General features: G+C 63.6%; 22 protein-coding genes and 8 pseudogenes. 16 read left to right on the plus strand and 14 right to left on the minus strand.

Translation table 11 applies throughout. The features are described from left to right. Positions 1–50: 50 nt before the first annotated feature. Positions 51–360 (plus strand): annotated as a pseudogene (locus tag CupriaWKF_RS34220) (chemotaxis protein); the annotation flags it as partial. Here CupriaWKF_RS34220 and CupriaWKF_RS34225 read toward each other — a convergent pair. The 4 genes from CupriaWKF_RS34225 to CupriaWKF_RS34240 all read right to left on the minus strand — a co-directional run bounded on the left by CupriaWKF_RS34225 (position 335) and on the right by CupriaWKF_RS34240 (position 4,884). Further along, on the minus strand, positions 335–1,303 hold the full coding sequence (locus tag CupriaWKF_RS34225) for an N-carbamoyl-D-amino-acid hydrolase (protein ID WP_276103672.1): 969 nt from the start codon (positions 1,301–1,303) through the stop codon (positions 335–337). The pseudogene CupriaWKF_RS34220 and the gene CupriaWKF_RS34225 sit on opposite strands and share 26 nt — an antisense overlap. 77 nt (positions 1,304–1,380) lie before the next feature. Continuing rightward, complete coding sequence (locus CupriaWKF_RS34230) at positions 1,381–2,658, minus strand: Zn-dependent hydrolase (protein ID WP_276103673.1); 1,278 nt, start codon at positions 2,656–2,658, stop codon at positions 1,381–1,383. After that, on the minus strand, positions 2,655–3,881 hold the full coding sequence (locus tag CupriaWKF_RS34235) for a diaminopropionate ammonia-lyase (protein WP_276103674.1): 1,227 nt from the start codon (positions 3,879–3,881) through the stop codon (positions 2,655–2,657). Before CupriaWKF_RS34235 ends, CupriaWKF_RS34230 begins: the two co-directional genes overlap by 4 nt. A gap of 64 nt (positions 3,882–3,945) precedes the next feature. Continuing rightward, positions 3,946–4,884, minus strand: coding sequence for a MurR/RpiR family transcriptional regulator (locus tag CupriaWKF_RS34240; protein ID WP_276103675.1), 939 nt, complete (start codon positions 4,882–4,884; stop codon positions 3,946–3,948). Between the two features lie 241 nt (positions 4,885–5,125). Between CupriaWKF_RS34240 and CupriaWKF_RS34245 the strand changes: the two genes are divergently transcribed. The 4 genes from CupriaWKF_RS34245 to CupriaWKF_RS34260 all read left to right on the plus strand — a co-directional run bounded on the left by CupriaWKF_RS34245 (position 5,126) and on the right by CupriaWKF_RS34260 (position 8,155). Beyond that, entirely contained in the window at positions 5,126–5,920 is a 795-nt protein-coding gene (locus CupriaWKF_RS34245) for a transporter substrate-binding domain-containing protein (RefSeq protein WP_276103676.1), read from the plus strand. A gap of 76 nt (positions 5,921–5,996) precedes the next feature. Further along, complete coding sequence (locus CupriaWKF_RS34250; protein ID WP_276103677.1) at positions 5,997–6,656, plus strand: amino acid ABC transporter permease; 660 nt, start codon at positions 5,997–5,999, stop codon at positions 6,654–6,656. 14 nt (positions 6,657–6,670) lie between these two features. Further along, positions 6,671–7,321, plus strand: a complete 651-nt coding sequence (locus tag CupriaWKF_RS34255; protein WP_276103678.1) for an amino acid ABC transporter permease — start codon at positions 6,671–6,673, stop codon at positions 7,319–7,321. A 69-nt stretch (positions 7,322–7,390) separates the two neighbouring features. Continuing rightward, positions 7,391–8,155, plus strand: coding sequence for an amino acid ABC transporter ATP-binding protein (locus CupriaWKF_RS34260; protein WP_276103679.1), 765 nt, complete (start codon positions 7,391–7,393; stop codon positions 8,153–8,155). A 26-nt stretch (positions 8,156–8,181) separates the two neighbouring features. Here the strand turns inward: CupriaWKF_RS34260 and CupriaWKF_RS34265 are convergent, their stop codons facing one another. The 3 genes from CupriaWKF_RS34265 to CupriaWKF_RS34275 all read right to left on the minus strand — a co-directional run bounded on the left by CupriaWKF_RS34265 (position 8,182) and on the right by CupriaWKF_RS34275 (position 10,066). Next, positions 8,182–8,331 (minus strand): VOC family protein, encoded by a 150-nt coding sequence (locus CupriaWKF_RS34265; RefSeq protein WP_276103680.1) that lies wholly within the window; start codon positions 8,329–8,331, stop codon positions 8,182–8,184. A gap of 61 nt (positions 8,332–8,392) precedes the next feature. Continuing rightward, entirely contained in the window at positions 8,393–8,803 is a 411-nt protein-coding gene (locus CupriaWKF_RS34270) for a hypothetical protein (protein ID WP_276103681.1), read from the minus strand. A 276-nt stretch (positions 8,804–9,079) separates the two neighbouring features. Beyond that, positions 9,080–10,066, minus strand: a complete 987-nt coding sequence (locus CupriaWKF_RS34275; RefSeq protein ID WP_276103682.1) for a zinc-dependent alcohol dehydrogenase family protein — start codon at positions 10,064–10,066, stop codon at positions 9,080–9,082. A 111-nt stretch (positions 10,067–10,177) separates the two neighbouring features. On the opposite strand from CupriaWKF_RS34275, the gene CupriaWKF_RS34280 reads away from it, so the two are divergent. After that, positions 10,178–11,047: a LysR family transcriptional regulator gene (locus CupriaWKF_RS34280; protein ID WP_276103683.1), complete on the plus strand. Its 870-nt coding sequence runs from the start codon at positions 10,178–10,180 to the stop codon at positions 11,045–11,047. A 46-nt stretch (positions 11,048–11,093) separates the two neighbouring features. On the opposite strand, the gene CupriaWKF_RS34285 is transcribed toward CupriaWKF_RS34280, so the two are convergent. Further along, a complete protein-coding gene (locus tag CupriaWKF_RS34285) occupies positions 11,094–11,375 on the minus strand; it encodes a helix-turn-helix transcriptional regulator (protein WP_276103684.1) in 282 nt (93 codons plus the stop codon). Between the two features lie 214 nt (positions 11,376–11,589). Continuing rightward, the gene (locus CupriaWKF_RS34290; RefSeq protein WP_276103685.1) at positions 11,590–11,922 is read right to left on the minus strand and encodes a DUF883 domain-containing protein; all 333 of its coding nucleotides are present in this window, start codon (positions 11,920–11,922) and stop codon (positions 11,590–11,592) included. A gap of 141 nt (positions 11,923–12,063) precedes the next feature. On the opposite strand from CupriaWKF_RS34290, the gene CupriaWKF_RS34295 reads away from it, so the two are divergent. Then, positions 12,064–12,246, plus strand: a complete 183-nt coding sequence (locus CupriaWKF_RS34295) for a hypothetical protein (protein ID WP_276103687.1) — start codon at positions 12,064–12,066, stop codon at positions 12,244–12,246. Then, positions 12,198–12,680, plus strand: a complete 483-nt coding sequence (locus CupriaWKF_RS34300) for a hypothetical protein (protein ID WP_276104148.1) — start codon at positions 12,198–12,200, stop codon at positions 12,678–12,680. Before CupriaWKF_RS34295 ends, CupriaWKF_RS34300 begins: the two co-directional genes overlap by 49 nt. On the opposite strand, the pseudogene CupriaWKF_RS34305 reads toward CupriaWKF_RS34300, so the two are convergent. Next, positions 12,625–13,265: pseudogene (locus tag CupriaWKF_RS34305) on the minus strand (transposase); the annotation flags it as partial. The gene CupriaWKF_RS34300 and the pseudogene CupriaWKF_RS34305 overlap by 56 nt on opposite strands. A gap of 64 nt (positions 13,266–13,329) precedes the next feature. Here CupriaWKF_RS34305 and CupriaWKF_RS34310 point away from each other — a divergent pair. The 5 genes and pseudogenes from CupriaWKF_RS34310 to CupriaWKF_RS34330 form a co-directional block, all read left to right on the plus strand. After that, positions 13,330–13,659 (plus strand): annotated as a pseudogene (locus tag CupriaWKF_RS34310) (transposase); the annotation flags it as partial. 291 nt (positions 13,660–13,950) lie between these two features. Continuing rightward, positions 13,951–14,215 (plus strand): annotated as a pseudogene (locus CupriaWKF_RS34315) (DDE-type integrase/transposase/recombinase); the annotation flags it as partial. A gap of 630 nt (positions 14,216–14,845) precedes the next feature. After that, positions 14,846–15,550, plus strand: coding sequence for a glycoside hydrolase family 25 protein (locus CupriaWKF_RS34320; protein WP_276103688.1), 705 nt, complete (start codon positions 14,846–14,848; stop codon positions 15,548–15,550). 33 nt (positions 15,551–15,583) lie between these two features. Continuing rightward, the gene (locus tag CupriaWKF_RS34325) at positions 15,584–17,137 is read left to right on the plus strand and encodes a hypothetical protein (protein WP_276103689.1); all 1,554 of its coding nucleotides are present in this window, start codon (positions 15,584–15,586) and stop codon (positions 17,135–17,137) included. A gap of 13 nt (positions 17,138–17,150) precedes the next feature. Beyond that, positions 17,151–17,585 (plus strand): annotated as a pseudogene (locus tag CupriaWKF_RS34330) (NnrU family protein); the annotation flags it as partial. Between the two features lie 588 nt (positions 17,586–18,173). Here CupriaWKF_RS34330 and CupriaWKF_RS34335 read toward each other — a convergent pair. The 4 genes and pseudogenes from CupriaWKF_RS34335 to CupriaWKF_RS34350 form a co-directional block, all read right to left on the minus strand. Then, positions 18,174–18,584, minus strand: a pseudogene (locus tag CupriaWKF_RS34335) (isoaspartyl peptidase/L-asparaginase); the annotation flags it as partial. A 237-nt stretch (positions 18,585–18,821) separates the two neighbouring features. Further along, positions 18,822–19,355 (minus strand): transporter suffix domain-containing protein, encoded by a 534-nt coding sequence (locus CupriaWKF_RS34340; protein WP_276103691.1) that lies wholly within the window; start codon positions 19,353–19,355, stop codon positions 18,822–18,824. Between the two features lie 208 nt (positions 19,356–19,563). Then, positions 19,564–19,770 (minus strand): annotated as a pseudogene (locus CupriaWKF_RS34345) (hypothetical protein); the annotation flags it as partial. Between the two features lie 172 nt (positions 19,771–19,942). After that, a complete protein-coding gene (locus CupriaWKF_RS34350; RefSeq protein ID WP_276103692.1) occupies positions 19,943–20,806 on the minus strand; it encodes a hypothetical protein in 864 nt (287 codons plus the stop codon). 564 nt (positions 20,807–21,370) lie between these two features. Here CupriaWKF_RS34350 and CupriaWKF_RS34355 point away from each other — a divergent pair. The 3 genes and pseudogenes from CupriaWKF_RS34355 to CupriaWKF_RS34365 form a co-directional block, all read left to right on the plus strand. After that, positions 21,371–22,720, plus strand: coding sequence for a DUF3300 domain-containing protein (locus CupriaWKF_RS34355; RefSeq protein ID WP_276103694.1), 1,350 nt, complete (start codon positions 21,371–21,373; stop codon positions 22,718–22,720). 54 nt (positions 22,721–22,774) lie between these two features. Further along, on the plus strand, positions 22,775–23,653 hold the full coding sequence (locus CupriaWKF_RS34360) for a DUF2950 domain-containing protein (protein WP_276103695.1): 879 nt from the start codon (positions 22,775–22,777) through the stop codon (positions 23,651–23,653). Between the two features lie 290 nt (positions 23,654–23,943). Continuing rightward, a pseudogene (locus CupriaWKF_RS34365) lies at positions 23,944–24,696 on the plus strand (anion permease); the annotation flags it as partial. Positions 24,697–24,782: the final 86 nt, after the last annotated feature.

Below are 24,782 nucleotides of genomic sequence, written 5' to 3' on the forward strand. Positions count from 1 at the left end.
TGGCGGCACCGCCAGCCCCTCAGTAGGCCGTCGACCCGATGGCCCCCGGAAGGGGCGTGACCGCGATGATGGACTAGGTCCTTCATGCCTCGCGCGAGCAGAGCACCGGCATTGGCCAGGTCAACCAGGCGATCGCGCAGATGGACCAGGTCACGCAGCAGAACGCGGCGCTGGTGGAAGAGGCTGCAGCCGCCGCACAGTCGCCGCAGTAACAGGCGCAGCATATGCAGCGCGCGATGGCGGTGTTCAGGACGGAGGCCGCCGGCTGAAAGGGCATGCCCGGTGTCTGCGGGCATCGGGCATGCCAGACCCCGGGGGGATGGTCAATGGTCGTTCAGCCTGCCGGCCGCGGCGCCCTGAGAAGCGACCCGTCGGCGCGCAGCGTCTCGCCCTTGCGCTCGACAATCATGCCGTAGGCGTGCGGTTGCCGGTGCAGGTCGAAGTTGAAGGTGGTCCGCTTGTACAGCGCGCAGAAATCGAGATCGCAGCGGGCGATGGCCACCTCATCGCTTTTGGTAATGCAACTGGCAACCACTTCGCCCGATGGCGCAATGATGCAGCTGCCGCCGATGCTGTCTACGCCTTCCTCGACTCCGGCCTTGGCCACGCCGACCACCCACGTGCCGTTCTGGTAGGCGCCAGCCTGCATCGAAAGCCGGTTGTGGAACAGCGACAGGTCGTCGTGCGCCGGGGCCGGCGCGTTGTGGACCGGCGTGTTGTAGCCGATCAGCACCATCTCCACGCCTTGCAGGCCCATGACCCGATACGTTTCTGCCCAGCGCCGGTCGTTGCAGATCGCCATGCCGATCTTGCCGCCAAAGGCCTCGGTAACGCCGAACCTGTCTCCGGGCGTGAAGTAGCGCTTTTCTAGATGCTGGAAGCGGCGCCACGGCTCGTGCTCGCGGTGCCCTGGCAGATGTACCTTGCGGTACTTGCCAACGATGGCACCTGTGCGGTCGACCAGGATCGAAGTGTTGTAGCGGACGTCGCGGCAGTTCTCGCTGGCCAGCTCCGCATAGCCGAGGTAGAAACCGACGCCGAGCCGGCGAGACAGATCGAACAGCGGCATCGTGTCGGCGCCCGGCATCTCGCACTCGAAGAAGCTGTTGATCTCTTCGTCGCTTTCCATGTACCACCGGGGGAAGAACGTGGTCAGCGCAAGCTCGGGATAGACAATCAGGTGGGCGCCGCAGGCATGGGCTTCGCGCATCATCTCGCATAGCCGGGCAACCACCTGTGCGCGCGTATCGGCACGTGCGATTGGGCCGAGCTGACCAAGGGCGACATGTACGAATCGGGACAAGGTTGACTCCTGGAATTCGGGGGAAGAAGGGTTGGGGGCGTGGATATGTTGTCGAAGGGCAGGGGTGGCACGCAGGCTCAGGGGCGATTGGCAAGGCTGACGACGACACGCATCAGCAGCTGTGCGCCCCGGACCAGGTCATCCGGCTCAGTGAACTCGCGCTCGTTATGGCTCAGGCCGCCTACGCTGGGAACGAAGATCATGCCGGACGGGCAAGCGCGCGCCAGCATCTGGGCGTCGTGGCCCGCGCCGCTGGGCATGCGCAGGCTTGACAGGCCGAGTGTGTCGCTGTGCTGCTGGACGAGGTCGATCACCCGGGTATCGAATGCCACCGGCTCGAAGCGCGCCAGCGAGCGGTGGCGCAGCGCGACGCCTTGCGCGGCGCACGCGTGCCGTGCGAAATCGAGTACCTCTGCCTCGGCCCGCGCGAGTGCCGCGCCGTCGGTGTTGCGCAGGTCGACGGTAAATGTGGCACGATTCGGGATCACGTTGACGAGGTTCGGCTCGAAGCGGATGGCGCCGACCGTGCCGATCTGGCGGCCGCCGTAGCGCAGCGCCAGATCGTGCACGAAGGTGGCGATGCGCGCGGCGCAGTAGCCGGCGTCATGCCGCAACGCCATGGGCGTGGTCCCGGCGTGGTTGGAGACCCCTTCCAGCACGAACTCCGTCCAGCTGATCCCTTGCACGCCTTCGACCACGCCGATCTGCACGCCCATGCGGTCCAGCACCGGGCCTTGTTCGATATGCAGTTCGACGAAGCTGTCGACCTCGGGCCGGCCGACCGGTGCATGGCCGCGGTAGCCGATGCGCTCCAACTCCGCGCCGACGGTGCTCCCGTCGATCCCGACGGCGGCCAGCGCCTCGTCGAGCGGCATGCCGCCCACATAGACCAGCGAGCCCATCATGTCCGGCTGGAACCGGGCCCCTTCCTCGTTGGTGAAGAATGCCACCGCCACCGGCCGGCGCAGCCGCATCCCGGCATCCCGCAATGCAGCGACCACCTCCAGTCCGGCCATGACGCCATAGTTGCCGTCGTAGCGTCCGCCTGTGCGGACCGTATCGATGTGCGAGCCCACCATGACCGGCGGCAGGTCTTCCCGGCCGGCATAGCGCGCGATGCCGTTGCCGATCGCATCGATGGTGACTGTCATGCCGAGCTCCCGCATCTGCGCGACAGTCCAGTCGCGGCCGGCCCGGTCGGCGTCGGTGAGCGCGAGCCGGCACACTCCGCCGCCGTCGATGCCGCCGTGCGCATTCAGCGCGTCGAGCCGGTGCAGCAACCGCGTGCCATCGATCTCTGGAAACACGTCGTTATCCGGTACCGGGCGGGTGTCCGGGCAGGTGCCGGCCGTCATGCCCGGGCTCCGTTGCGCACGGCGTCCGCGCTGCGCCCCACCAGTCTTGCATAGAGCTCCGCATCGGTGTCCGCCTCGCTGCCGATAAACAGCAGGCGGCTGTCGGCGCCCAGTCCGAGCGCCGAGCGCGCCTGGGGATCCTGCATTGCCGCGATCGCGGCGGCCAGGCCGGCGACGGCCGACTCGCCGGCGACGATGGTGGGATCGCCGGCGGCCGGATTGGCAAGCAGGCGCATCGTTGCAACAGCGGCCGTGTCGTCGATGGTGCAGTACGCATCGGCGCCCTGGGCCAGTATCTCCCACGCCAGCAGCGAAACTTCCCCGCAGGCCAGGCCCGCCATCAGCGTGTCGAGTTCGCCGGTCACCGCCGTCACGCGGCCGGCGCGCGCGCTGCGGGACAGACAATCGGCCGCCTGCGGCTCGACAACCACGAACACCGGGCGCCTGGCCATATCGCGCTCCCAGAAATAGCCGCAGACCGCGGCGGCGAAGCCGCCCACGCCGGCTTGGACAAAGACGTGCGTTGGCCACTCGGTCAGCGCGCCTACCGCTTCGTCGATCATGACCTGGTAGCCCTGCATGACATCGCGCGGGACATCCATGTAGCCCGGATACGAGGTGTCGGAGATCACGTGCCAGCCGTATTCCCCGGCATCGCGATCCGCCTGCCGGACGGCATCGTCGTAGTTGCCGGTCGTGCGCGCCACGGTGGCGCCAAACTGCTCGATCGCAGCCTTGCGTCCCTCGCTGACGGTGGCGTGAATGTAGATCACGCAGTTGGCGCCGAACTGGCGCGCGCCCCATGCGACCGAACGCCCGTGATTGCCATCCGTGGCACAGGTGACCGTATAGTCGGCGCACAGCTTGCGCAGATCCGGCGCGCCAAGGTCGGCCGGGCTCAGGTCGCGGCCGACCCGCTTGCCGATCTCGCGTGCGAGCAGCCGGCCCACGGCATAGGCGCCACCCAGCGCCTTGAAGCTGCCCAACCCGAAGCGCGTGCCCTCATCCTTGTAATGGACCGCACCGACGCCCAGCATCGTGGCCAGCGCCGGCAGCGCGTGAAGCGGCGTGACCTGGTAGCCGTCCCAGGCGGTAATGGCCTGCTGCGCGGCGGCCAGTGCGGCTGCCCCGAGGATGGTTTCGCGTACGCCCCCATAGGGTTCGCTGCGCGAGCGCGCGGGATTGACGAAGAGATCGAGCTTGAGTTGCGGTAGCGTTGGCATGGAACTTCCGGTGCTTGTGAGAATGGATCGTGGAGCAGGAGCCGACGGTGTGGGCGTGTGCAGCTTATGACTCCAGGTCGAGGTCGTCGAGCAGTTCATGCGCACGTTCGATCCGCGCCATCCGGGCACGCGAAGGGGTGCGCGCGCGCCCGGCCATCGCGGTCGCGAGATAGTTGACGAGGCTGACCGCGGCAACATACGAGTCGAATATCTGGTCGCCGTGGTGCGAGCAGCGCAGCACGGCGGTCGCGTGGGTGGACAACGCGGATACCGGCGTGTCGCTGAGCAGGATCACCTTGGCGCCCGCTTCGGCGGCCAGCGTGACAACAGGCGCAAGCCAGCGGACGCGGCGCCGGAAGTCGACGGCGAGCAGTACGTCCTTCCCGTCGACTTCCGCGATCAGCTCAGCATCCTTGCCGGCCTGCTCGTTGAGCAGATAGACCTCCGGTCGTACCTGGGACAGTAAGGCATTGGCATAGAAGGCCAGCATGAAGCTGTTGCGGTAGCCGACGACCCAGACGCGGCGCGCATCGGCGAGTTCGCTCAGCGTGACGTCGAGCGCGCGTTCGCTGACCTGCCCAAGCAGGTCGGTGAGCCGGCTGGCGTCGCCCTGGACATGTGCCTGCAGCCCGGCCAGCGCAGGCATTCCCACCCCCGCGCGCGCGCCATGCATGAGATCGGAGCGATCCATCTTGGCAAGCGGCGACTGGCTGGCGCGCTGATCGCGCAGTTCCTGCCGGAACGCACCGAAATCGGCGTAGCCGAGCCGCCGGAAAAACCGCGCGGCGCTTGCTTTGGACACGCGGGCAAGCTCCGCCAGTTCCGTTGCTGAGTACCCGAGCAGTTCGGATTTGCGTGTGAGCAGTACGTCGGCGAGCTTCTTGTCGGCGCCGGAGAACTCGTTGTAGCGCTGGGCGATCTGCGCCTCAAGCGTGTCGTAAACGGTCATGTCGGAATGATGCATGGCAATGACGGGGATGACGCCGCACCAGTTTGGCGTCATCTCGCACAATGATGAAACCACAGTTTCTTTTTGTGGTGCGTATGAAATAGAAATTTCATGATTGCTGCTGGCCTATGCAAGCGCGATGCCAACGCCTCTCCGAAGCGGTCCAAGGCCACGTAATGAACTGATTTGAAAGGGGTTCTTGTCCTCGTGTCGGGTGCATCCGGCATCCTGTGCGCTCGTGGCATGCGTCTTGCGCTTTGCCTTGCTCCGACCCGACTGAAGAGAAAGGTGTTTTATGAAACGCAGACAGTTCACCGCCGTTGCCACGATCCTTGCCACCGCCATCATGTTTGCCGTGGCGCCGGCCAGGGCTGACGATTCCCTCAACGCGGTGATGGCGAAGAAGTCGATCGCAATCGGCATTCCGGTCGACTTTGCACCGTATGGGTTCATGGGCCCGGACCTGAAGCCGCAGGGCCTCGATGTGGCGGTCGCGCAGATGATTGCCGACAAGATGGGCGTCAAGGCGGAACTGGTGCCGGTCAGCACGCCGAACCGCATTCCATTCCTGCAGACCAGGAAGATCGACCTGATCGTGTCGGCACTGGGCAAGAACGCCGAGCGTGCCAAGGTGATCGACTTCACCGTTGCCTACGCGCCGTTCTACCAGGCAGTGTTCGGTCCGAAGAGCCTGAGCATCAAGAGTTTCGCCGACCTAGGCGGCAAGACCATTGCCGTGACGCGTGGCACTATCCAGGACGACGTGCTGCAGCAGGTGGCGCCGCCCACGCTGAAGATCCAGCGATTCGAGGATGACAATTCCACGGTGGCCGCGTTCGTGTCGCAGCAGACTCAGCTGGTTGCCACCGGGGCCGCGGTGGCCGCCGCCGCGATCCAGAAATATCCGAAGGTGGATGCGGAATACAAGCTGCTGCTGAAGGACTCGCCGAACTTTATCGGCGTGCGCAAGGGCGATGCCGCGCTGCTGAACAAGGTCAACGAGATTCTGCGCCAGGCCAAGGCCGATGGCACGCTGGGCAACTACGCGCAGCGCTGGCTTGGCCGCGGCACAGGCGAGTTGCCGGAGTAACCCATCGGTCAGGCACCAGTCCGCGGCGGCATGTGCTGCCGCGGGTCCCACCATCGGCTTCGTCAGGCTGTTTCGCATGATTTCCTTCGACTTCTGGCCCGTCCTTTCCCAGTGGCAGTTCCTGCTGCAAGGCCTCTGGCTGACTGTCTTGCTGACAGCATTCTCGGCGGCCGCCGGTACCTTGCTCGGTACCGGCTGCGCCTGGGCGCGCCTGCACGCGCCGGTATGGATCCGCGTAATCGTCGGTGGCTACGTCGAGGTGATTCGCAACACGCCTTACATCATCCAGTTGTTCTTCGTCTTCTTTGGCCTGCCGTCGATTGGCGTGCGGCTTGCGCCGGAGGTCGCATGCGTGCTGTCGATGACACTGAACCTGGGTGCCTACGCCTGCGAGATCGTACGCGCCGGCCTTGCGTCGACACCGCGCGGCCAGATCGAGGCCGCACAGAGCCTGGCGCTCGATCGCTGGCAGATCTTCACGCGCGTGGTGCTGCCGCCCGCGCTCAAGCGCGTCTGGCCCGCGCTCGTCGGCCAAGTCATCATCGTGATGCTGGGCTCGTCGGTGTGCAGCCAGATCTCGGCGGAGGAGGTGTCCTATGCCGCGAACCTGATCGCCAGCCGCACTTTCCGGAACTTCGAGTCATATATCGTCGTCACTGCCGCGTACCTTGCACTGGCGGTGCTGGTGCGCCAGGCCCTGAACTGGGTCGGGCCGCGGTTCGTGTTTGGCCGCTGAGAGAGGAGGAGGCCATGATCGAGTTTTCCTTGTGGGACATCTTCCGCAACCTGTTACTGGCGCTGCGCTGGACGGTCGGTCTATCGCTGATTGCCTTTGCGGGCGGCGGTATTGTTGGGTTTCTGCTACTGGTGGCGCGTATCGCAGAAGTGCCTGGCGCCCGGCGCGGCATTGCCCTGTACGTTCAGCTGTTCCAGGGCACGCCGCTGCTGATGCAGCTTTTCCTGACCTATTTTGGGCTGGCCCTGATCGGCATCGAGACCTCGGCGCTGCTTGCTGCTGCGCTGTGCCTGACGTTCTACGCCAGTGCTTACCTGACGGAGATCTGGCGCGGGTGCGTTGACGCGCTTCCACGCGGGCAGTGGGAGGCATCGGCCAGTCTTGCCATGAACCTGCGCGAGCAATTGCGCTACGTGATCCTTCCGCAGGCGGCGCGCATTGCGGTGGCGCCGACGGTGGGATTCATGGTGCAGGTCATCAAGGGAACGGCGCTGGCCTCAGTCATCGGCTTCGTCGAGGTGACCAAGGCCGGGCAAATGATCTCGAACGCGACCTTCCAGCCCTTTCTGGTCTACAGCTGCGTCGCGCTGATGTATTTCGCCCTGTGCTTTCCCATGTCGGTCTGGAGCCGCAGGCTCGAACGCCGGCTGCAGCCTCACGCCTGAGCTGGCGGGACAACCGTTGCCGGACCTCTCGCGGACCCAAAATCGCCAACCAGCCCCAATCAATCATCCATGTCCAAGTCACACGCGACTCCCGAGCATTTTGCCCTCGTCAATATCGAGGGGCTGCGCAAGCAGTACGGCGACAATGAAGTCCTGAAAGGTATTGACCTCAGGATCGGCCGACGCGAAGTCGTCTGCATCATCGGACGCAGCGGATCCGGCAAGAGTACGCTGCTGCGCTGCCTGAACGGGCTCGAGCATTTTCAGCAAGGCAAGTTGTCGATCGACGGCCAAGCGCTGCGCCACGGCGACGCGACGGCTATGCGCGAACTGCGCCATAGCGTCGGCATGATCTTCCAGAATTTCAACCTGTTTCCGCATCTGACCGCTTGCCAGAACGTGATGCTCGCGCCGACCCTCGTCAAGGGGGTGCCGAAGGCGGAGGCATACCGGCGGGCTCAGGCCTTGCTGCGGCGCGTCGGCCTGGGTGAAAAGGGCGAAAGCTATCCCGACCAGCTCAGCGGCGGGCAGCAGCAGCGGGTCGCGATTGCACGCGCGTTGGCCATGGATCCCTCGGTGCTGCTGTGCGACGAGATCACGTCCGCACTGGACCCGGAACTCGTGGGCGAGGTGCTAAGCGTTGTCGAGTCGCTCGCCGCCGACGGCATGACGCTGATCATGGTCACGCACGAGATGAACTTTGCGCGCAAGGTCAGTGACCGCATTGTCTTTATGCATCAGGGCAAGGTGCACGAGACCGGTACGCCGGAGCAGATCTTCAGCCAGCCGCGAACGCCCGAACTGCAGCAGTTCCTGTCAGCCATGCATGGCTGACAGGACAGCGCCAGCACCAGTCGGATTCAGCCCAGTTCCTGCCCCACCATCATCCGGTGGCCATCCGGCGTGGCCAGTGCCATCTCACGCATTCCCCAGGGCTTGTCGGCGGGTGGCTGCACAATGATGGCTCCGCGCGATGCCGGTTCGGCATGCAGCGCGTCGATGTCGTCCACGTGGAATTAGGGGTGCTTTCGGCGCGAACTGACACGGTTTCAACAAGAAAGCCGTTCTGTATCAACAAGTTGCGCAGAGAGCCTTTTGTGGAAAAGTCGTTGTGTGCAAATTGTTGATTTCAAAGAGGATTTCGTGCGCCGGCGTATCATTTTGCAGCGAAAGCACGATCACCCCTGACTGGCGACTGGAACCCAGTCTAGGAACGGCCTGCCGATTCAGGAACACGAAAGCCGTCCCTTGCTTGTGCAGATTTGCACGACCATGATGGAAAGCAGTTGCAACTATTCTTGCTCCGGCCATGAAGCTGAACCAGGTGAGTTGGGATGATTTGCGCGTGTTCCTCGCGGTAGCGCGCGCCGGGAATCTGCCAAGGCCGCGGGCGTGCTCGGCATCGATCACGCCATCGTCGGCCGCCGCATCGCAGCGCTGAGCGGTGCGCTGGCTCGATGACGTCATCGCCACGCCGGCCATCGGCTTTCACTCCACCAGCATGCTCTCGCAGATGTTCGCCGCCGCGGCCGGCGCCGGCATCGTCAGTTGCCGGCCTTGCCCGGGCTGAGCGGCTCGGTCCCCGGCTGATCCTACCCGGCGAAATCCATGTGCAGCGCAATGCATGGTTGAGCTCGCACCGGTATCTGCGGAGTGTGCCGCGCATACGACGGGTCGCAGCCTTCCTGGCCGAGGTCATTGGCCGCGACTATCCGGTACCGTCGGCAGATGACGAATGACGGGCCGCCGGCGCCTGCGTCAGACGATGTCGACGACGACCTTGGTTCGCGCTGTACCGCCAGTGACCAGCTCGTAGGCGGCTTCCGCCGAACCCAGATCGAAGCGGCGCGGGTCAACCACCGGCCTCAGCTTGCCAGCCTCGGCCAGCCGGGCGGCCTCGCGCAGCATCTCGCCGTGGTGCGCGCGCAGCTTGCCGGTCAGCAGGGGGTAAAGCGTGAATACGCCGGAATAGGTGGCCTCGCGGAACGACAGCGGTGCCAGCGCATGCGTACCCCAGCCGAGCGCGCTGACGACGTGGCCGAAGTGCTTCACCGCCGCGAATGACGCATCGAGCGTCGCGCCGCCAACTGTATCGACCACCAGGTCGAAGCCTTCGCCCTGCGTATGGGCCGCGACATAGTCCTCCACGGACTGCGCGCGGTAGTCGATCGGCGTGGCGCCGAGTTGCCGAACCAGCTCCAGGTCTTTTTCGCTGGCGGTGGCGAAGACGTGCGCGCCGAGCGCATGCGCCAGTTGCACAGCCACGTGGCCAACGCCGCCAGCACCACCCTGCACGAGTACCGTCTTCCCGGCTTGCAGGTGCGCGCGATCCACGATTCCCGCGTAGGCTGTGATGAAAGCGAGCGGCAACGCGGCCGCTTCGCGCATCGACAGACTGGCGGGCTTGTGCGCCAGTAGGTCCGCATCGACTGCCGCGTACTGGGCCAGTGATCCCTGGATGCCGCCGACGCCACCGGTCATGCCATACACCTCGTCTCCCGGCCGGAAGGTGGTGATGCCGTCGCCGACGGCATCGACCGTGCCCGCCATGTCGATGCCCAGCACCAGCGGCGGCGGGTGTTCCGCATGCGCCGCGCTGCCAGAACGGATTTTGGTATCGAGCGGATTCAGTCCGCTTGCCACTATGCGTACCAGCACCTGACCGGCAGCGGGTTCGGGACGCGGGACGGTAGTGAGTTCGAGGGGGCCGTTGTGTTGCTTCAGCACCAGCGCCTGCATGGACATATTGTGATCTCCTTTCTCCCCCGGGACGTGGGATGGGCGTAACGATGGAATCATCATTGTTCATGCGGAATCGCATGTAAATTGACAATACTGAATAGTCGGCAATCAAAAATGCATGAAGAAAGCCCAGATTGGAGCGACCTGCGCATCTTCCTGGCCATCGCGCGTGCGGGAACCCTAGGCGCGGCGGCGAGGAAGGTCGGCCTGACCCAGCCGACGATGGGGCGGCGCCTGCGTACGCTGGAGGCGTCGGTCGGCCACATGCTGTTCCATCGCACCAGCGACGGATTCATCCTGACCGAAGAGGGGAACGCGGTACTCGCCTACGCGGAAAGGATGGAGGAAGAGGCACTTGGCCTGACGCGCGCCCTGGCTGGAACGGACAATGCGCTGACCGGCCTGCTGCGTGTGACGTCGTCGGACTGGTTCGGGATCCATGTGCTGACCCCGGTCTTTGCGCGTTTCCTGGCGCAGCACCCACGCGTGTCAGTGGAACTCGTGACGGATTCCCGGCAGTACAGCCTCGCCCGTCGCGAGACCGACCTGGCGTTCCGCATCACGCCGTTCGAGGAGCCCGATGTCATTCAGCGCAAGCTGATGCACATGGAGTATGCGCTGTACGGTCATGTTGACGTCGAGACGCCACGTGCACGGGATTGCGATGGTATTGCACTCATCAGCATGGACAGTGCTTTTGGCGAGTTGCCCGATGTAGCGTGGACCACACGGATGTTGCCCGGGGCGCGCATTGCGTTCCGCAGCAACAACAGGGGCGTGCAGGCGCGCATGTGTGCTGAACGCGGAGGCTTTGCCGTACTGCCTTGCCCGCTTGGCGATGCCACGCCGGGGTTGCGGCGCATCGACCTGGGCGACGCGCCGCCGGGCCGCGATGTTTGGCTAGGATGCCATCGGGACCTGCGGCGGCTGGCGCGGCTGCGCGCGCTCATGGCGTTGACGGTCGAGTGCCTCGGGGGGCGATGAGCGGGCATGCCAGCCCACGGAGTCGGCCTGTTGGGGCTGCGGGGTATCAGGAAGCCTTGCTGCGTTGATCTCGGTGATGGCGCCGGTATGCGCCCGGCTCAACGCAGAAATGCTGCGTGAACGCACGCCCGAACGCGGCCTGCGAGGCGTAGCCGCATCGCTCGCCCACCGCGGCGGTAGACAGTTCATCCGGCCGCAACAGCCGCGCGGCGCGCTCCATGCGCAGCGTGTTGACCAGTTCCAGGGGCGTGATACCCCCCAGTTGCGCAAAGCGCCTTGCCAACGCGGCTTCCTGGTGATTTACCGGATATCCGCTAGGAGAAGGCATCACCTGTTATTTCCCGCGGACGATGCGCGACAGCCACTACCCGCCAGCCTGGTGCCGCTGCGGCGGGGTGGCTTCGATCCGCCCCCACCTCCACCACCCCGCCGCCGCCGGTGGTCTGCTACCGCAACGCGGAAGGCCTGACCTGGCAAACACCACTTGGCCCGTGCATGACTACCACGTGTCATTGCCATGCCGGCGTCGCAGGCACAATTGCTTAACGGTGGCTGGCAGCCAGCGCGACCATAGCGCCTGTGGTGGCCGCAATGGCCGCCACGGTCCCCATACTTTGCCATGGATGCTCATGGACATAGCGATCGGTCGTTGTCGCCCACTCGGAGACTTTGGCGCGGCTCTCTTCGCGCAACGCAACGAGGCGGTCCTGCAGTGCGCGCTGCCTGGCTTTGAGTACGTGGCGCTCAAGGCTAGTCCCTACCCCGGTTTCGGCTTTGACATCATGAAGAAGCGCCTGCACGTCGGCCATCAGCGTATCGACGTCGCGGACCAATGCGTCCTTGCGCACGGAGAAATCAGATTGGATGTCGTTCATCTTTCCCTCCTGTTACGAAATCATCGTGGTGCGTCGCGCACCACGACTGGCACTGTGTCAAATATAGGCCGGGGTTGACAGCCCGGCATGGCAAACGGCAAGCCACGACGAAGTATCCCGGAAGGGGGGGCCGTGGAATCCATGCGTCGGAAGTCGGTATTGGATGAGCGCGCCACCGGCATCGACGTGGGCAGCGAGAAGCTGCACATATCCATCGGAGGGGACACGCCCCGGGTCTTTGGCACCATGACCCGGGACGTGTCCTCGCTGATCGAGTGGCTGCGCGACGAAGACGTGCGCTCGGTGGCCATGGAGCCATCCTGACCGGGCGGCGCGATCCCGCTTACCTGCTCACGCTGTGCGATGTGCAAATCCGCAAGCACAAGGCCGATCGGGTCAAGGAATCGCTACGCGGGATGTGGAAGGACGAACACCTGCTTGCCTTGCGCCAGGCCTTCGAGGGCTGGCAGTTCTACCAACGCCAGATCGGCGAATGCGATCGCGCCATCGAGCAGGTGCTGCGAGAACTGGGCGGGCCGCCCCATGATGACGGCCCGATCTCACCGGCCAAGCCCGGCGGCACCCATACGCCCAGGATCGACGGCCTGCACCGCATGCTGCTGCAGCTGTGCGGCGGCAACGACCCCACGCAACTGCCGGGGCTCGCCGACTACTCGCTGCTGCTCGTGATCGGCGATGTCGGTCCTTGCGACCGTCGGTGCGGATGCCCAGCGCCAGATAAACCGCCTTGTTCTTGACCGTGCCTTCATCGCGGATCTTCAGTCGTAGCGCGTCAAAGTACACGATCGGATACATGGCCTCGAGCGGGCGTTGCTGCCATTGCTCGACGTCAGCCAGCACCTCGTCGGTGACTGTGGAAATCAGATTGGGCGATACCTGCAGCCCATACAACTCCAGCAGATGGCCCTGAATCTCGCGCACGCTCATGCCGCGCGCATACATGCTGACGACGTGGTCGTCGAAGCCAGGCAGCCGGCGTTGATACTTGCCGACCAATTGGGGCTCGAACGTCGCCTGCCGATCGCGCGGAATATCCAGATTCAGCTCGCCGTTGGGCGCCAGGACCGTTTTGAGGCTGGTGCCGTTGCGGTGATTACCGGTCTCGCCTTGCCCGCCTCGTTATCCAGATGGTGACTCTACTCGGCGGCCAGCATACGCTCGGCCAACTGCTGCTTGAGTTGGCCGGCCAAGCTCGATTCGCCCAGGATCGACTCGGCATCCTTGCTCTGCACCTGGGACAGCAGTTGATCGATCAGTTCATCGGGGAACAGCTTCGGTGCCTTCGGGTTCTTGCTCTGTTTGTTCACTGTTGTGTCGGTCATTGGACGTTTCCGTAATCGTCTCATGACCTCGGCACACTAAAAATCTGACAGGCTCGCCCGCCACAAGACCATGACGCTCACGGCGGACGAGTTCATCCGCCGCTTCCTGCTGCACGTGCTGCCCGACGGCGTCAAGCGCATCCGCAGCTACGGGTGGCTCGCCAACTGCCACCTGGCGGCGCGCCTGGCCACACGCCGGCGGCTGCTCGGTGTCGAGCCGCCCGCCGCTGCGTCACCCCCCATCGCAGAAGACTACCGTGACCGTTACCAGCGGCTCACCGGCAAGTCACTGCGCGATTGCCCCGTCTGCGGCAAGGGCCACATGGTCCGCATCGAAGGTGGTGTGCCTGGCATCCTTCCGCGGGCTCCACCTGACCCCAGTCATGGGGACTGACCGGCATCACCACCACCCCGAGCACGTTGGTCTTTCCTCACGCGGCCAACGCGAACCCACTCGTGCTTTGACGTCATCGCACCGTCACAATGCCGCGAAACTGCGCACTATCTGCCCATTGACCCTCGCATTCTCACTGTCTTCGTGCGTCCATCTGGCGCAATAGTGTCACTTGAATCGACTGGGCCGAGTCAGTCGGTCTCGTCCAACGGCACGGATTTGCGTCTGGAGCACTATTGCGCATTCAAGCGACTCTGACCGAGATGGTCGAGCGTCATCGCCGTCTGGGCAGCGGACCTTGTGACGGATGCGTTGACGATGGCGTGGTTCCGCAAGCCTGCACCCGGCGCGCTGTATCACTCGGACCGTGGCAGCCCAGTACGCGAGCCAGGAATTCCAGCACAAGTTGGCCTGATATGGCATGCGCTGCTCGATGAGTCGCAAGGGAAATTGTTGGGACAACGCGCCGACGGAGAGCTTCTTCAACAGTTTGAAGAACGAACGAGTTCATTCCACGCGGTATCGAACGCAGCGTGAAGCCGCTGCGGACTTGTGGATGGGAGCCGCCAAGCGGTTTGCGAAAACCTCGTTTCCGATCTATCAGTCGGGCCATTGTGCGGGGCCCGTGTCAAGGCAGAGAACTGCGTCAACGCTCTCCAGAATGGCTGTGGCCTGTCGTTTGCCAGCCCGAACATCATCACTGCACCGGTGACGCAGGTCGACTTCTCTACCCATACCATGCTCAGCAAGGTCGGCGGCATCGCGGGTGCGGCGCAAGTCTGACGGTCACCATCGCCGTAGCGGGGCCTGACCGTGCGCCTGACCCGCCGGAAATGCCCCCGCCATACCGCCTTTGTGGGGCGCGCCGTTGGCGGGGCATCTCCGACACTAGCCGACCCTTCAAAGGTAGCCCGTGTCAACGCCCGTTTTTACCTATCCCTTAACTCAGGATTCAATTTTCTGCATCACGAGATCATCCACTTGGCTGAGATGCTCCGCCCGAGCGTTGCCTATTCTTCAGATTAGTCCGAAAAGTTTCAGGCACGGCCCGGAAACTGATGGCGGCGGTCACCGATGTGTGTTCTGGTCCGACGGAAACCTCGCAGCACTTTCACGGTCCAGCGCGCGCAGCAGTCCGCCGATTGCTGCGCCGTGACCCAATGGCCTTTGGAAATGGGAGGGTGCGATGCCAGACGCCCTAGCCGGAACCATCGATGTCATCATCGACATCAACCATGACAACCACTTCAATGCCGTCAAGGCAAAGAACGCTGGGGTCAGGGCAGTTATCCACAAGGCCAGCGAGGGTGCGACCTTCCAGGATCCTACATACAGAAAGCGGCGGGATGAGGCACTGTCCGCGGGACTACTGTGGGGCGCATACCACTTCTCCAGTTCCCGGGACGCTATCGCGCAGGCGGACAATTTCCTGGCCGCCACGCAGTGGGGCGACCCGGCGGTAGATAATTCCATGACGCTCTTCTGCCTCGATTTCGAACCCAGTTCAAGCGGACCGGACATGACGCTAGATCAGGCCCACGAGTTCGTCGCCAGGGTGAAGGAGAAGACCGGACGCTGGCCCATGGTCTATGGCGGCAACATGCTCCGCGATGCCGTGCAGGCACATGGTGCGGACCCCATCCTCAAGAATTGCCCGCTCTGGTATGCCCGGTACCGAAGCCAGCCTGTTGGCATCCCGACGGACACCTGGCCGCACTTTATCCTCTGGCAGTACACCGACGGCAAGTTAGGGCCGTTACCCCATGCGTTTGCGGGGATGGATCCCAGCGATCGGGATTGCTATGCCGGAACCGAAGCGCAACTGAAGGCGGCATGGCCGTTTGCTGACTATTTCATGACAGCACCGAGGTCGACCGATCAGAATGCCTAGGTGCCAGGCGCCTTCGCACCTAGCCCAGGACAGATGAAAGCCGACGCCGCCAGTGCGGCACAACCCTGCGCGATACATATCCTGCAATGGCTTTCTACAGCCTTGCTGATAGGGGGCCTCTTTGCATGCGCGCCGAACGGCGCGTATCGCCCCCATCTCGTCGACCTCGACAAGGACACAAGCTGTCAGCGTGCAAGCGCCAATATGCACGATGACCCCAGGCAAGTGTGCGGTAGCGTGACACCGGAAAGTGTACGAGGGCTCTATGAATTGCATTTCGTCGAGTTCGACGATCAGGGCTGGCTGTTTCCGAGTACGCCCGCTTCCGCAGACGCACTGGCGACCAACCCCTCGAACCAGATCGATAACCTGATGGATCGGCTGAAGTCCCTCCTTGCCAAAGGCGAAGACCTGAGCATCGTTGTTTTTGTTCACGGTTGGAAGCACAACGCACAGGCCGCCGACGCTAATGTGGAGGAATTCCGTGCTTTGCTCGAAGCCGCAGGCGCCGAGGAACGTGACCGGGCTGGACCGGGTGGCACACCGAGAAAGGTCGTGGGCGTCTATGTGGCATGGCGAGGCAAGTCGTGGACAGTGCCCGATCCGCTACTGAGTCTTACTTTCTGGGCGCGCAAGGAGGCCGCGCGACGCGTCTCGATCGGATCGTCGCGTGAGCTGTTCGCCCGACTGCGATCCCTCCGAACTCACTACAGCCAAGCGCAGTCGGCCGGCGCGCTCCAGACGGGCGCCGCTTCCGAAAAAGCGGGCGCGCGTCCGCGCATCCGCACGCTGATGATAGGTCATAGCTTTGGTGGTCTGATCCTTTATGCCGCCATGTCCGGATCGCTGATCGAGTCGCTGGCCGCGCAGCGAGATCTGGCCGGAACGGGCAAGGGAACGGAACTGGCGGAAAGACCGGCGGACATGATATTGCTGATCAATCCGGCCTTCGAGGCATCGCGCTACGAGGCGCTCTACCGCGTGTCGCTCAGGTATCAGTCGACACGGTTTCAGCCGCCGCTGCTGGTGTCCGTCACGTCGATCAAGGACTGGGCAACTGGAATCGCATTTCCGATTGGCCGCTCGGTCAACACGCTCTTCGAGCGTGAGACCACCAGTGAACAGGGTACGGCCATGAAGAAGACCCCAGGCCACATCGATCATTACCTGACGCACCGACTCTACGCTCACGCGCCCGGCGAGGCGCCGGGCGGGGGCAACGCCATGCCTGGCGACGGCGCCCGCTGTTCAGGATGGAGGTCAGAGGCGGAGCTCAAAGATTTACACGGTGAGGAACTGGGCGAGGCAGTGCGTCAGAACAAGAAGCTCGAGGCAGAAGACGCTGCTGAGTTCTTTCGCAAGAACCTCACGCCAGGCTATCTGCTCAAGCCAAACTGGGCACGTACCTTCTGCGGCGGCAGCTTTCTGACGACGGTGGGTGGCGCTGATGGGGTCGCGGCGGCGAATGCAGTGATCTGGAACGTCGAGGTGGACGGCGATGTCATCAAGAACCACGACGACGTGATGAATCCTGTGTTTCGAGCGTTCATGCGGCAGCTATATGGGGATGTCTCCACGCATCCCTGATCACCGCGGGAACCTCCTGATGGGCTCTCTGATCCGCAACCCGTCGTTCCCGACAGGCGGCCGGCCCGCCTCGTTCCCCGAAGCGGCGCGCGGCGTGTATGCGGTGACGCGCCACCCTATGATGTGGTCGTTCGCACTCTGGGGCCTGTGCCACGTCGCAGTGTTCCCGGTGGCCAAGAACATCATAGTCGCAGCGGCTATTGTCGTCCTCGCACTCGTCGGCGCCGCATTGCAGGACCGGAAGAAGGAGCAACTGCAGCCGGATCTCTGGCCCACATGGGAGTCGAAGACGAGCTACTTGCCATTCACGGCGATTCTCGCTGGCCGTGCCCGGCTGGGCGGCTTTGGCTTGCATGCACTTCTGGGCGGCCTCGTCTTCTGGCTCGTAGCGACTTGGGCACATACCCCAGTCACCGGTCGGGCGGCGGGCATCTGGCATTGGCTGTAGCCGCAGGACGAGCTGTCACGCCATGGAGCAGTAGCGAGTCGCCAGCCGACACCGCGAGCCGCGAACGGCTGAAGCTACCGCGCTTCCTCGCTCTGTCATCCTGCTGGCCGACCATATGTCAGGCCTTATAGGTCTGTACTTGTCTGTCCTGCGTAACCGAATCGCCTTGATGACAGACTTGCCCGGCCTAGGTCATTCGAACGACTCTAGCCAGTGCCCTCCGTTTGGGCCGGCACGCGACGGCCATTTTCTAGAGCCGACCGACCGTTCCCGACCCCTTGCAGCCGGTGGAGATGTTCGCGCTGAACGGCTGGTGATCGTCGAACTCCGGCCGTTGGAACGCGTCCTGTACGATTCCGATGGTACCGGTCAATTTCTGCAGCGAATGAAGCTACTCGAATAGGGACCTGTTCTGCTGTCAGCACAGGATCTTCGGAAGCGGCGTGCTGTCCGCCGCCTTCTATAGTGCCTTTCGCCTCATCTCAAGATTTGCGCAAGCATTGATCTCGGTCGTCAATGGTGCGGTTCGGCACACGATCGTACCGGTGCTTCGTCTTCCAATTCGCTACCGGAGCGGAGGGGCGTCATCTACCGATAGATATTGACGTACCGCTTGCCGTCAGCCTGAATGACGCCGCGATACATCCCTTCGGTGTTGAACGGCATCGAAACGCGTCCCTCGGCATCGACGGCGATGAGTCCTCCACTGCCACGTTGCCTCGGAATCATCTCGTTGATGACCGTGCGCGCGGCCTCATCGGCCGTCGCATGACCGTACTTCATCCGCGCTGCGACGTCATAGGCCGCGACAGCGCGGATAAGCGCCTCTCCCGTTCCCGTCGTGGACACGGCTACGCGCGTGTCGGCAAAAGTGCCGCATCCGATGAGCGGGGAATCGCCAATGCGGCCGTGGCGCTTGTTCGTCAAGCCGCCGGTGGACGTCGCGGCGGCAAGATGACCGTTTGCATCGAGCGCGACGGCGCCGACCGTGCCGAACTTGTGCTGCGGCGACGACAGCATCGACGCTCGATCCGCCAGCTCTCAGAACTTGATGGCCCGCCTCGAGCGTTGCTCATTTAATAAATTAGCCCGACGAATTCACGAGAGCACGGATCCGCCTTCGAAAGGCCACCGATCGATGCTGACCGTTCGCTTGAATGACAGCGTGACTGCGACGGCGAAGGGCTGCAGTTGGTCCGGTCTCGGTCGGATGCCCGCCGCGAAACTGCGCGCGCCTCAGGCTCCGCCAGTCGGATCGCCATCGTCCACCACGCGTGCGGTGCGGATGAACAGTGCCCGCACCTTGTTCCAGAATTCACCGCCGAGCACGAAGACGCTGGCGACCAGCATCACGTCGCCGAGCAATTGTGCTTCCCATAGCTTCGGCCGCAGGTCTGGCCAGATCGCGTCTACGTAAGGCTCCAGCATCGCCGAGAGAAGCGGCAGGCAGAACATCGCGAGACCGAGCGCATGGCGAACCGGTCCAATAGGGTCGCCGGAAGCGGCGCGCCTCAGGTACCGGAGCACGATTGCTTTCACCCGCATGAATCCCGGCTTGCCCATCACGGCGACGCTGGCCAGCAGCATGATCTTGTTGGCCACCACGATGGCGCCGGTCAGCGTGGCAACCTGCGTGGGGGAAGCACCTGCCGTGGCCGCCACCGGCACCGCCAGCCATGCCCCATACGCCAGGACCAGAAGGCCGATGCCGGCGCGCAGGCGCCAGGTGGCGGATGCAAGAGATCCGGCCTGGGTATAAGGATCTGCCATGCTCGCGCTCCTCCTCCGGACGGCGTGCTCCACATACTATCGCGTGGTCACTCTAGAAGCTGACGCCCAGCGACAGGATCGCGACCTGCTCATGCGAGCCTGGGTTGAACCAGTAGAGACCAGCGGTGACCTTGCGCACAGTGACCTGGAAAAAGCCAGCCCCGCTGGAGATCGCGGTCGCCGCCGTAAATCCGCGTGCAGGTTGCACCCCCAGGGCGGCATGCAGCATGGTGTGACTGGCGTTCGGCCCGCCCGTGCCGCTCGCCACCGCGCCGACAAAGGTGAGCGCCATGAACAGGCCGAAACACATTTCGGAGACGCGGTCCACTACGTCCAGCACCGGCTCTCGCATCTCCGCGTCCTCCGGCTTGACCGTCGTGCATGCGCCGATTGTCGTCTTGGGTGTATTTGCCACAGAGAGCTCCCGGTAACTGCATCGATGGTCGGACAGGGCAATAGGGGGCAGCTAGCCAGCCCTCCCGGCACGAACAAGGCTCCCCGCGGGCCGACAGGACATCGCCGCGTAGCGATGCCTTCCTGAAAGGCAAGGGGTTCAGAAGCGAAACACCACGCTCATCATGGGCCCTTTAAGTGTCAGCTTTTGCACCAGGTCGCTGTCTCCGAGCTGATAGGTCAGGTAGCGGTAGGTCAGTTGCACATCTCCCCACTTTGCCGCATATGCCGCGCCTCCGGATGCTTGCATCCGTATATCTTGACGAGCCGGTTCCAATGTCGAAGTAGTAGGGCAGGTACCATCTGTCAGAGTCGCCAAGACGGATGCGCCCGCGGACACCGATTATGCCGTCGACGATATTCGCGGTCTGCGACAGGCTCCCTTCTCTCGCCAGCGTCGCGCCTTGCGCCGTGAACGTGGCCGACAGTGTCCAGTTCGCGTTCGCACTCAGGTTCAGGTACCGAAGCCCGCCGAGTGGTTCGATGGTGCCCCAGGGCACATGCAAGGCCGTATAGGCCGCGGCAAGTCCGAACAGGCCGCCGCGCAGGCTGCTGCCTGCTCCGCTTTCCACGTCGCGCGGTATGCCAACCGCGGCACCGTTCCCGGCGCCGACCGCATTGATGGTGGTCTCCTGGTGACTGAAATCCAGATACGCTGCGTCGGCCAGGATTGTCCAGTTCCCCTTGCTGGCCTCGGCTTGCCACATGAGCAGGAACTGCAAGTTCTGGAGATAGCTGTCCGGTCCCGTTCCCACATCGAGTCTGCCACCTCCGGTCGATGACGATCCGGAGAATCGCAGGGCTCCGCTCACGTTGGGTAACCAGAGATATGGACCAATCGCGAATCTCCACCCGTTCGCATCCCGCGATTCCGCGTGAGCCGAGGCGGCCGCGATCGCAAGGACGATCGTGACACCCAGACGGTTCCAGCCAGGCTTCGCGGGCCGGTGCTCGCCATTTCTCGCGTCGAGCCGGCTGACTTGTCGCGTGTTTCCCATCCTTTACGCCTCCGCTCTTCCAGTGGAGCCGGGCGCCACCCGTATCCATACGTTGTCAGTTGCTTGACCGTGAATCCACGCCTGTCCGTCCAAGCATCCGGGTGTGCCGCAGGTTGAACGGTCGCTAGTGCCGTTCCGTGATCTGTCTTATTCGTCTCTCGATGACAACCCGACGTCCGCGCTAAGTCACATTCCGCCGAATTCGCCATATGACCATAGGGCAGGGATTCCTCGAGTGCAACCGTGCCGCCGAACAGTTAGGGCGTGCAGCCTCAAGCCATCAAGCCGACGCCGGAACGTCCCGGCCGGCAGAATGGACGAATGTCGTGTTATGGCGCCCGTCTCGAACAGACCATGGATCGAAGGCATCCGCCGTCGAGCGGATCCATCTTCGGATGGCCCTGTCTCTACTAATTCATGAGGTAGGTTGCAATTACTTCACACCCGCTCTATGGTCAGAGGGCGTATGAGGCGGACGACGTCTGCTTCCTGACACGGATATCGCCTGGGAAGTGCGGATATCGGCATGTATTCATGCATGTCCATCGATCGAGGGGCGCAGCCATGTTTCCACGTAGCAAGCGGTGGGTTCGGACGCTCTGTGTGTGGGTCATCGCGGGGCTGGGTCTGGCGTCGGGCGTTGTCGGGGCTCAGGCCCCCGCGGCACCTGCTTTCAAGCCGGAGGAAATTGAAGCGCTGGTTGCGCCCATCGCGCTCTACTCCGATTCGGTGCTTTCCCAGGTGCTGATGGCTTCGACGTATCCGCTGGAGATCGTGTACGCCGCGCGCTGGGTCAAGGCCCACCCGAATCTCAAGGGTGACGACGCGGTCCAGGCGGTGCAAAACGAATCGTGGGATGTCAGCGTCAAGTCGCTGGTCGCCTTTCCGCAGATCCTCGAGCCGATGAATGACAAGATCGACTGGACCCAGAAGCTCGGTGACGCGGTCCTCGCCCAGGAAAAGGACGTGCTGGCAGCAATACAGCGACTGCGCGCGCGGGCGCGGGATTCAGGACATCTTCAGTCCAACGAGCAGCAGCGCGTGACAGTCGAACAGGCAACCACGGCCGATGCCATCACGCCAACGATTGTGCGTATAGAACCGGCCAACCCCGACGTCATCTACGTGCCCGCCTATGATCCCGCCGTCGTCTATGGCGGATGGGCGTACCCGGCATACCCCTATTACTACTGGCCCCCTTACCCCGCCTATTATCCCGGCGGCGCGTTCCTCAGTGGCTTTGCCTGGGGCATCGGCTTCGCGGCCGCCGGCGCGATCTTCGGCAACTGCAACTGGGGCGGGGGTAACATCAATATCGATATCAACCGTGGTGCCCATGTCGATCACCGTCTTGACAGCAGCAAGTTCCAGGGCGGGCGCTGGCAGCACGATGCGAGTCACCGCAAGGGTGTTGCCTACCGGGATAGTGCGTCGCGCGAAAAGTTCGGCCGCAATGTGGCTGGCGCCGACCGGCGCGGCGACTTTCGTGGCCGCGAATCCGGCGCCGGCGGCCGCACCAGCGTGGCCGATCGGGCCGGGGTTGCCAACCGTGCCGGCATCAGCGATCGGGCTGGCGTGGGTGATCGCGCCAGCGGCGCCGGCAGGGTCGGCACTTCCGACCGCGCCGGGGCTGGGAACAGGGTCGCCACATCGGATCGGGCCCGGGCCGCGGACCGGTACAGCGCCGGTTTCGGTGGCCGCGACAACGCCTTCCAGGGGGTCAACCGCAACGTTGCGCCACGCGATGTGAATCGGGGGCAGTCTAGTATCCAGTCGTCCGGCTTCAACCGGTCCGGGGGCGGTGCGCATGGATATGGCGGGGGCTATAGCGGCGGCGGGCGTGGCAGTGGCGGAGGGTTCGCCGGTGGCGGCGGACGCGGCGGCGGTGGCGGACGTGGTGGCGGTCGGCGCTAGGGAGGCACAGGCATGTACTCACCAGGGATCTCTCGCCGGAGGCAACCGAGCCTGATGGCTTACTATGCGGCCGCCGCGTTGCTGCTGGGGCTGGGGAGTGTCGCTGCCGCGCACGCGAACCAGGTTTTCGCCACGCCCGAAGCGGCGATGACTGCGTTTGGCGATGCCGTTCTCAACGATGACGAGGCGGCCATGAAGCGCCTGCTGGGCGCGAACTATCGTGACCTGATACCGCCCGTCGGTGCCGACGTCCGGTACCAGTTCCTCGCGGCCTGGGGCAAGTCGCATACAGTGAAGCAGACTGACCGCCGCGCCGAAATAGCAGTCGGCGACGATGGCTGGACGCTACCCATTCCGCTGGAAAAGTCGGGGTCGGGAAAGGGCTGGCAGTTCGACACGCGTGCCGGCGCGGAGGAAATGCGCGTGCGACGGATCGGACGAAACGAGTTGGCCGTCATTCAGACCATGCTGGCCATCCACGATGCCCAGAACGAATATGCCCAGACTCCCCATGACGGGAGCCACATGCTTGCCTATGCGTCCAAATTGTCGAGTGCCCCGGGCAGGCACGACGGACTGTACTGGCCGACCCGCCCCGGCGAGCCGGAAAGTCCGCTTGGCCCGGGTTTCAACGGCGCCGGCACGCGCCATGCCAGCAAGGACGGCTACTACGGCTATCACTACAAGCTCCTCACTTCGCAAGGCCCGCATGCGCCCGGCGGGGCGTTCGACTACCTCCTGAATGGCAAGCTGTTCGGCGGCTTTGCGGTCATTGCCTGGCCCGTCCGTTACCAGGACACAGGCGTGATGAGCTTCATGGTGAGCCACGATGGCCAGGTCTACGAGCGTGACCTGGGCGCCAATGGTGCCGCGAAAGCGGAGGCGACAAAGTCTTTTGATCCCGACCAGGGCTGGCGAAAAGTCGCTCCATGAGGCTGTGCGATGAGTCATGAGGAAGACGGCACGCCATCGGGAACGACGAGCGGCGCTTAGATGCGAAGCCACTCACCGGTCGTCGCCCCCCTTCAACGCCTCCCCGAACTTCACCCTTGTAATTTCTTATTTTTTTCTTCGAAAAGATTCACTTCTGCTCGCGAAGTCCGTCGTTCAGGAATTCAGAGTGGGGAAAGAGTGCCACGCCGCCGGGAGGCGCAGTGGGCATCGAAAGACGCGAGAGCTTCGGCCGTACTTGTTCACCGCGTCCTTTTCGAGGAGGTTCGGAGATGCTCGCAAAGATCGTCGCGATCTATCGCTATTTCATGGGTGGTGCCGTTCCGGCTGACGCCGGCCATAATCAGTACGGTCGTGCTGGTCACGCTGCTGCTGATGCCCCCGCCGGCGGGCCTGAAGGAAAACGCCTGGGATCTGGTGGTCATCTTCCTAACCACGATCGTCGCGATTATTCTCAAGGTGATGCCGATCGGTGTGATGGCGATGATGGCAATCGTGATCGCGTCATGCTGGTGCCCGGCCTTCTCTGCCTGCTGCTGATGCCGCTTGTCATTTACGTAATCAGTCCGCCCGAACTGAAGGCGACGCCCAACGCGATCGATTACGCCAAAGGCGAGCTTGCCCGCATGGGGCCGCTAAGTGGCAAGGAGCGGGTCATGATGGGTGTCTTCGCCGTGATGCCGGTTCTGTGGGCCAATCTGCCGGCGATGATCTGAGACGATGCATATACCCTCGACCCGACCGCGGTCGCCTTTCTCTGCCTGTTCGCGTTGATCATTACCGGCACGATCGACTCGGACGACGTGCTATCGGAAAAGAGCGCATGGGACACCCTGATCTGGTTCAGCGCCTTGGTCATGCTCGCGGAGCAGCTCAACAAGCTTGGCGTGATCGCATGGTTCTCCGCGGATATGCGCGATGCCATCGCCGCCAGCGGGATGGGCTGGCTCTCGATTGCCGCCGTGCTGGTGCTGGCGTTTGTGTTCTCCCACTACCTGTTCGCGAGTACGACCGCTCACCTGGCTATCTCGAATCGAATCACTGGAACCAGCGCCTGATTAAAGGCCTGCTGACAGGGCTTGCATCGTTCGATATTGCACCGGATGTCGCT

It is taken from the genome of Cupriavidus sp. WKF15, assembly GCF_029278605.1.
Lineage (GTDB): Bacteria > Pseudomonadota > Gammaproteobacteria > Burkholderiales > Burkholderiaceae > Cupriavidus.

What these genes read in the sequence shown, in the direction of transcription:
- CupriaWKF_RS34235 (WP_276103674.1), bottom strand. Translation starts at nt 3,881, where the DNA reads ATGCCAACGCTACCGCAACTCAAGCTCGATCTCTTCGTCAATCCCGCG.
- CupriaWKF_RS34230 (WP_276103673.1), bottom strand. Translation starts at nt 2,658, where the DNA reads ATGACGGCCGGCACCTGCCCGGACACCCGCCCGGTACCGGATAACGAC.
- CupriaWKF_RS34290 (WP_276103685.1), bottom strand. Translation starts at nt 11,922, where the DNA reads ATGAACGACATCCAATCTGATTTCTCCGTGCGCAAGGACGCATTGGTC.
- CupriaWKF_RS34240 (WP_276103675.1), bottom strand. Translation starts at nt 4,884, where the DNA reads ATGACGCCAAACTGGTGCGGCGTCATCCCCGTCATTGCCATGCATCAT.
- CupriaWKF_RS34325 (WP_276103689.1), top strand. Translation starts at nt 15,584, where the DNA reads ATGAAAGCCGACGCCGCCAGTGCGGCACAACCCTGCGCGATACATATC.
- CupriaWKF_RS34360 (WP_276103695.1), top strand. Translation starts at nt 22,775, where the DNA reads ATGGCTTACTATGCGGCCGCCGCGTTGCTGCTGGGGCTGGGGAGTGTC.
- CupriaWKF_RS34260 (WP_276103679.1), top strand. Translation starts at nt 7,391, where the DNA reads ATGTCCAAGTCACACGCGACTCCCGAGCATTTTGCCCTCGTCAATATC.
- CupriaWKF_RS34270 (WP_276103681.1), bottom strand. Translation starts at nt 8,803, where the DNA reads ATGGCCGGCGTGGCGATGACGTCATCGAGCCAGCGCACCGCTCAGCGC.
- CupriaWKF_RS34295 (WP_276103687.1), top strand. Translation starts at nt 12,064, where the DNA reads ATGCGTCGGAAGTCGGTATTGGATGAGCGCGCCACCGGCATCGACGTG.
- CupriaWKF_RS34255 (WP_276103678.1), top strand. Translation starts at nt 6,671, where the DNA reads ATGATCGAGTTTTCCTTGTGGGACATCTTCCGCAACCTGTTACTGGCG.
- CupriaWKF_RS34250 (WP_276103677.1), top strand. Translation starts at nt 5,997, where the DNA reads ATGATTTCCTTCGACTTCTGGCCCGTCCTTTCCCAGTGGCAGTTCCTG.
- CupriaWKF_RS34245 (WP_276103676.1), top strand. Translation starts at nt 5,126, where the DNA reads ATGAAACGCAGACAGTTCACCGCCGTTGCCACGATCCTTGCCACCGCC.
- CupriaWKF_RS34280 (WP_276103683.1), top strand. Translation starts at nt 10,178, where the DNA reads ATGCATGAAGAAAGCCCAGATTGGAGCGACCTGCGCATCTTCCTGGCC.
- CupriaWKF_RS34320 (WP_276103688.1), top strand. Translation starts at nt 14,846, where the DNA reads ATGCCAGACGCCCTAGCCGGAACCATCGATGTCATCATCGACATCAAC.
- CupriaWKF_RS34355 (WP_276103694.1), top strand. Translation starts at nt 21,371, where the DNA reads ATGTTTCCACGTAGCAAGCGGTGGGTTCGGACGCTCTGTGTGTGGGTC.
- CupriaWKF_RS34350 (WP_276103692.1), bottom strand. Translation starts at nt 20,806, where the DNA reads ATGGGAAACACGCGACAAGTCAGCCGGCTCGACGCGAGAAATGGCGAG.
- CupriaWKF_RS34285 (WP_276103684.1), bottom strand. Translation starts at nt 11,375, where the DNA reads ATGCCTTCTCCTAGCGGATATCCGGTAAATCACCAGGAAGCCGCGTTG.
- CupriaWKF_RS34275 (WP_276103682.1), bottom strand. Translation starts at nt 10,066, where the DNA reads ATGTCCATGCAGGCGCTGGTGCTGAAGCAACACAACGGCCCCCTCGAA.
- CupriaWKF_RS34340 (WP_276103691.1), bottom strand. Translation starts at nt 19,355, where the DNA reads ATGGCAGATCCTTATACCCAGGCCGGATCTCTTGCATCCGCCACCTGG.